We start from the raw sequence: 5,555 nt of genomic DNA on the forward strand, positions 1-5,555 counted from the left end.
AGTATGGGTGTCAGACGAAGGAAGTAGTTCTTCGGCAAGTTCTTTGAGAGATTGATTGAGACAGAAATTTAAGGTAATCCGCGCGGCAGTCTTCACAGGCTGGCCGCGCCGGCCCCTCCCCCCGCCGGGGGGAGGGGAAAAGAGGAAAGCCCGGGTCGGACAGACACATTGGGCAGCTTTCGGGCTGCCTTGAGAATTTTCTTACAATGGAGAGTTTGATCCTGGCTCAGGATGAACGCTAGCGGCAGGCCTAATACATGCAAGTCGAACGGACCAAGGGGCTTCGGTTTCTTGGTCAGTGGCGCACGGGTGCGTAACGCGTATGCAACCTACCTTCCACTGGGGGATAGCCCGTCGAAAGACGGATTAATACCGCATATGATCACACGAGGGCATCCGAGGGTGATGAAAGCTTTGGCGGTGGAAGATGGGCATGCGTGCCATTAGCTAGTTGGCGGGGTAATGGCCCACCAAGGCGACGATGGCTAGGGGTTCTGAGAGGATGGTCCCCCACACTGGTACTGAGACACGGACCAGACTCCTACGGGAGGCAGCAGTAGGGAATATTGGGCAATGGCCGAGAGGCTGACCCAGCCATGCCGCGTGCAGGAAGAAGGCCTTCTGGGTTGTAAACTGCTTTTATCTGGGAAGAAAACGCCCCTGCGGGGGTAACTGACGGTACCAGATGAATAAGCACCGGCTAACTCCGTGCCAGCAGCCGCGGTAATACGGAGGGTGCAAGCGTTGTCCGGATTTATTGGGTTTAAAGGGTGCGTAGGCGGCCCGTTAAGTCAGCGGTGAAATCCCGGGGCTCAACCCCGGAACTGCCGTTGATACTGGCGGGCTTGAGTTCGGTTAAGGCGGGCGGAACTGGCGGTGTAGCGGTGAAATGCTTAGATACCGCCAAGAACCCCGATTGCGTAGGCAGCTCGCTGAGCCGAAACTGACGCTGAGGCACGAAAGCGTGGGGAGCGAACAGGATTAGATACCCTGGTAGTCCACGCCGTAAACGATGATGACTCGATGTTGGCGATACACTGTCAGCGTCCAAGCGAAAGCGTTAAGTCATCCACCTGGGGAGTACGCCCGCAAGGGTGAAACTCAAAGGAATTGACGGGGGCCCGCACAAGCGGTGGAGCATGTGGTTTAATTCGATGATACGCGAGGAACCTTACCTGGGCTAGAATGCGCGTGACAGGGCCGGAGACGGCCCCTCCCTTCGGGGCACAAAGCAAGGTGCTGCATGGCTGTCGTCAGCTCGTGCCGTGAGGTGTTGGGTTAAGTCCCGCAACGAGCGCAACCCCTATCTTCAGTTGCCAGCACGTCATGGTGGGGACTCTGGAGAGACTGCCTCCGCAAGGAGCGAGGAAGGCGGGGACGACGTCAAGTCATCATGGCCCTTACGCCCAGGGCTACACACGTGCTACAATGGCCGGTACAGAGGGTCGCCACCTAGCGATAGGGCGCCAATCTCAAAAAGCCGGTCTCAGTTCGGATCGGAGTCTGCAACTCGACTCCGTGAAGCCGGAATCGCTAGTAATCGCGCATCAGCAACGGCGCGGTGAATACGTTCCCGGGCCTTGTACACACCGCCCGTCAAGCCATGGAAGTCAGGGAGACCTGAAGCCGGTGACCGTCAAAGGAGCCGTCTAGGGTAAAACTGGTAACTGGGGCTAAGTCGTAACAAGGTAGCCGTACCGGAAGGTGCGGCTGGATCACCTCCTTTCTAGGGCCGGCCCGATCGGCTTTCCCCCCGGCGCGCGCAGCACCGCGCGGGTGCGCTTTAGACTATGTCTCAATCAATTTATCTCAATACTTTTTCAGCAAGGTGACTGTGAGGCGCCGCCCGGAGCACGACTGGGCTTGTAGCTCAGGTGGTTAGAGCGCTACACTGATAATGTAGAGGTCCGTGGTTCGAGTCCACGCAGGCCCACCACGCGGTCGTTTTTTTCGTTGATCGTTTTCCGTTGACCGTTTTTCGAAAAACGAACAACGAGTAACGAGCAACGGCAATCCGGGGGATTAGCTCAGCTGGCTAGAGCGCCTGCTTTGCACGCAGGAGGTCAACGGTTCGACTCCGTTATTCTCCACACGGGATGAATAAAGAGAAACGGCTATGAGCGTCCCGAAAGCATTCGGGAAGGCCGACGGTTCGACTCCGTTATTCTCCACACAGGGGCAACCAACAAAACAAGGCATGGGCAACAGGCTTATGCATCTAACTTGAGCAGATGAGAGGAAGGGGAAAGAGACGCGTTAACTCGTGACTCGGAACTCGGCACTCAGAACTCGGGAGAAGTTCTTTGACATGATGGGAAAGAGAGAAAGTAAATAAGTAAAGTTTAGGTTGTCGGCAACGACAATCCATGCATACGAGAAAGAAGCGGGCCGCCGCGAGAGATCGCGGCGGCCGAGAACGCAGATAAGGGCGCATGGGGGATGCCTAGGCTCTCAGAGGCGATGAAGGACGCGACAAGCTGCGATAAGCTGCGGGGATCGGCACATACGAGTTGATCCGCAGGTTTCCGAATGGGGCAACCCAGTGTGTTGAAGACACACTACCCTACGGGGGGCAAACCCGGGGAACTGAAACATCTAAGTACCCGGAGGAAGAGAAAACAACAGTGATTCCGCAAGTAGTGGCGAGCGAACGCGGACTAGCCCAAACCAGCGCTGTTACGGCAGCGCTGGGGTTGTAGGGCCACGATCTCGGACCAAAGATTGAAGCATAACAGACTGGGAAGTCTGGCCATAGGGGGTGATAGTCCCGTGTGCGTAAGCTCTTTGGCCGTAGTGGTACCCTGAGTAGGGCGGGACCGGAGAAATCCCGCTTGAATCCGCCGGCACCATCCGGTAAGGCTAAATACTCCTGAGAGACCGATAGTGAACCAGTACCGTGAGGGAAAGGTGAAAAGTACCCTGAATAAGGGGGTGAAACAGATCCTGAAACCATGCGCTTACAAGCGGTCGGAGCCCATTCGTTGGGTGACGGCGTGCCTTTTGCATAATGAGCCTACGAGTTACTCCTCACTGGCGAGGTTAAGTGCGTTGACGCACGGAGCCGCAGCGAAAGCGAGTCTGAACAGGGCGCGCAGTCAGTGGGGGTAGACGCGAAACTTTGTGATCTACCCATGGGCAGGATGAAGTTTGGGTAAAACCAAATGGAGGTCCGAACCAGTTTCCGTTGAAAAGGATTTGGATGACCTGTGGGTAGGGGTGAAAGGCCAATCAAACTGAGAAATAGCTCGTACTCCCCGAAATGCCTTTAGGGGCAGCGTCGCGGTGGAGTCATGTGGAGGTAGAGCTACCGATAGGACTAGGGGGAGTCACATCCTACCGAATCCTGACGAACTCCGAATGCCACTTGACATACGCGGCAGTGAGGCGCAGGGTGCTAAGGTCCTGCGCCGAGAGGGAAAGAACCCAGACCGTCAGCTAAGGTCCCCAAGTCCACGCTAAGTTGAACAAAGGGGGTCCACTTGCTTAGACAGCCAGGAGGTTGGCTTGGAAGCAGCCATTCCTTTAAAGAGTGCGTAACAGCTCACTGGTCGAGCGAGAGGGCATCGATAATAATCGGGCATCAAGCATGGCACCGAAGCTACGGATTGAGCAGATCTCTTGAGATCTGCTGACTGGTAGGGGAGCATTCTGATCGCGGCGAAGGTATGCCGGCGAGGCGTGCTGGAGCGTTCAGAAAAGCAAATGTAGGCATAAGTAACGATAATGCGGGCGAGAAACCCGCACACCGAAAGACCAAGGTTTCCTGATCAACGCTAATCGGATCAGGGTTAGTCGGGTCCTAAGGCCGAGGCGAGAGCGCAGGTCGATGGACAGCTGGTTAATATTCCAGCACCGGCTGCATATAGCGATGCGGTGACGGAGAAGTGAAAGGACTGCGCACTGACGGAATAGTGCGTTGAAGGCCGTAGGTATTGGTTTGGTTGTGAAGTACGCCGGACTAGCTGAAAGCTGATAGTACCCCAAGCCCCCGGGCGCGGGGATAATGTCCCTAACCAGGCTCCCAAGAAAACCCGCTAAGCGTTTAAATATGCAGCCGCCCGTACCGCAAACCGACACAGGTGGTCGAGGAGAGAATCCTAAGGTGCTCGAGTGAATCACGGCCAAGGAACTCGGCAAAATGACCCTGTAACTTCGGGAGAAGGGGTGCTTCCTCTACGCAAGTAGAGAAGCCGCAGTGAAAAGGCCCAGGCGACTGTTTAACAAAAACACATGGCTTTGCGAAATCGAGAGATGAAGTATAAGGCCTGACACCTGCCCGGTGCCGGAAGGTTAAGAGGGGGGCTCAGCCGCAAGGCGAAGGTCTGAATCGAAGCCCCGGTAAACGGCGGCCGTAACTATAACGGTCCTAAGGTAGCGAAATTCCTTGTCGGGTAAGTTCCGACCTGCACGAATGGTGTAACGATCTGGGCGCTGTCTCAGCCGTGAGCTCGGTGAAATTGTAGTCTCGGTGAAGATGCCGAGTACCCGCAACGGGACGGAAAGACCCCGTGCACCTTTACTATAGCTTAGCATTGACGCTGGGTAACTCATGTGTAGGATAGGTGGGAGAATGCGAAGGGGCGTCGCCAGGCGTCCTGGATTCGTCCTTGAAATACCACCCTTGAGTTGCTTGGCGCCTAACCTCACATGGTGGGGGACAGTGCTTGGTGGGTAGTTTGACTGGGGTGGTCGCCTCCAAAACAATAACGGAGGCTTTCAAAGGTTCCCTCAGCACGCTTGGTAACCGTGCGCAGAGCGCAATAGCATAAGGGAGCTTGACTGTGAGGCCCACAAGCCGAGCAGGGCCGAAAGGCGGATATAGTGATCCGGTGGTTCCGCATGGAAGGGCCATCGCTCAAAGGATAAAAGGTACGCCGGGGATAACAGGCTGATCTCCCCCAAGAGCTCATATCGACGGGGAGGTTTGGCACCTCGATGTCGGCTCGTCACGTCCTGGGGCTGGAGAAGGTCCCAAGGGTTCGGCTGTTCGCCGATTAAAGTGGCACGCGAGCTGGGTTCAGAACGTCGTGAGACAGTTCGGTCCCTATCTGTTGTGGGCGTCGGAGATTTGAGGGGTCCTGACCTTAGTACGAGAGGACCGGGTTGGACGAGCCACTGGTGGACCTGTTGTATCGCCAGATGCAGCGCAGGGTAGCTACGCTCGGACGGGATAAGCGCTGAAAGCATCTAAGTGCGAAACCCGCCCCAAGATGAGATCTCCCTTAAGGGCCGTCAGAGACGATGACGTCGATAGGTGGCAGGTGTAAAGGCAGAGATGTCACAGCCGAGCCATACTAATTGCCCGAGAGTGTTCTCAACAAGGCCGTACAAGCGGCCCGCTGCTTTCGCTCTCCCTCTTTCCCAGCTAGTCAAATGATTTTCAAAGCCATTATGCACGGAGCTAACCGTGCGCTAAGACAATGGCGGCTATGGCTCCGGTGAGCACCTCTTCCCATCCCGAACAGAGAAGTTAAGCCCGGGAGCGCCGATGGTACTGGGGTCACACCCGGGAGAGTAGGTGGCCGCCAACCCCACCACGGGCGGGGCAGCATCCA

At 56.2% G+C, this 5,555-nt stretch carries 2 tRNA genes and 3 rRNA genes; all 5 read left to right on the forward strand.

Annotated features, from left to right (window positions below):
• Positions 1–203: 203 nt before the first annotated feature.
• The 5 genes from MKJ04_RS22605 to rrf all read left to right on the forward strand — a co-directional run bounded on the left by MKJ04_RS22605 (position 204) and on the right by rrf (position 5,531).
• Positions 204–1,726 (forward strand): 16S ribosomal RNA (locus MKJ04_RS22605).
• Between the two features lie 133 nt (positions 1,727–1,859).
• Positions 1,860–1,936: transfer RNA gene (locus tag MKJ04_RS22610), tRNA-Ile, on the forward strand.
• A gap of 80 nt (positions 1,937–2,016) precedes the next feature.
• Positions 2,017–2,090: transfer RNA gene (locus MKJ04_RS22615), tRNA-Ala, on the forward strand.
• Positions 2,091–2,412: 322 nt separating this feature from the next.
• Positions 2,413–5,318: ribosomal RNA gene (locus MKJ04_RS22620) — 23S ribosomal RNA — on the forward strand.
• Positions 5,319–5,419: 101 nt separating this feature from the next.
• Positions 5,420–5,531: ribosomal RNA gene (gene rrf / locus MKJ04_RS22625) — 5S ribosomal RNA — on the forward strand.
• The 16S, 23S and 5S rRNA genes sit together here with 2 tRNA genes alongside, the layout of an rRNA operon.
• The last annotated feature ends 24 nt before the right edge of the window (positions 5,532–5,555 follow it).

It is taken from the genome of Pontibacter sp. E15-1 (genome assembly GCF_022601975.1).
In the GTDB taxonomy this organism is placed as follows: Bacteria; Bacteroidota; Bacteroidia; order Cytophagales; family Hymenobacteraceae; genus Pontibacter.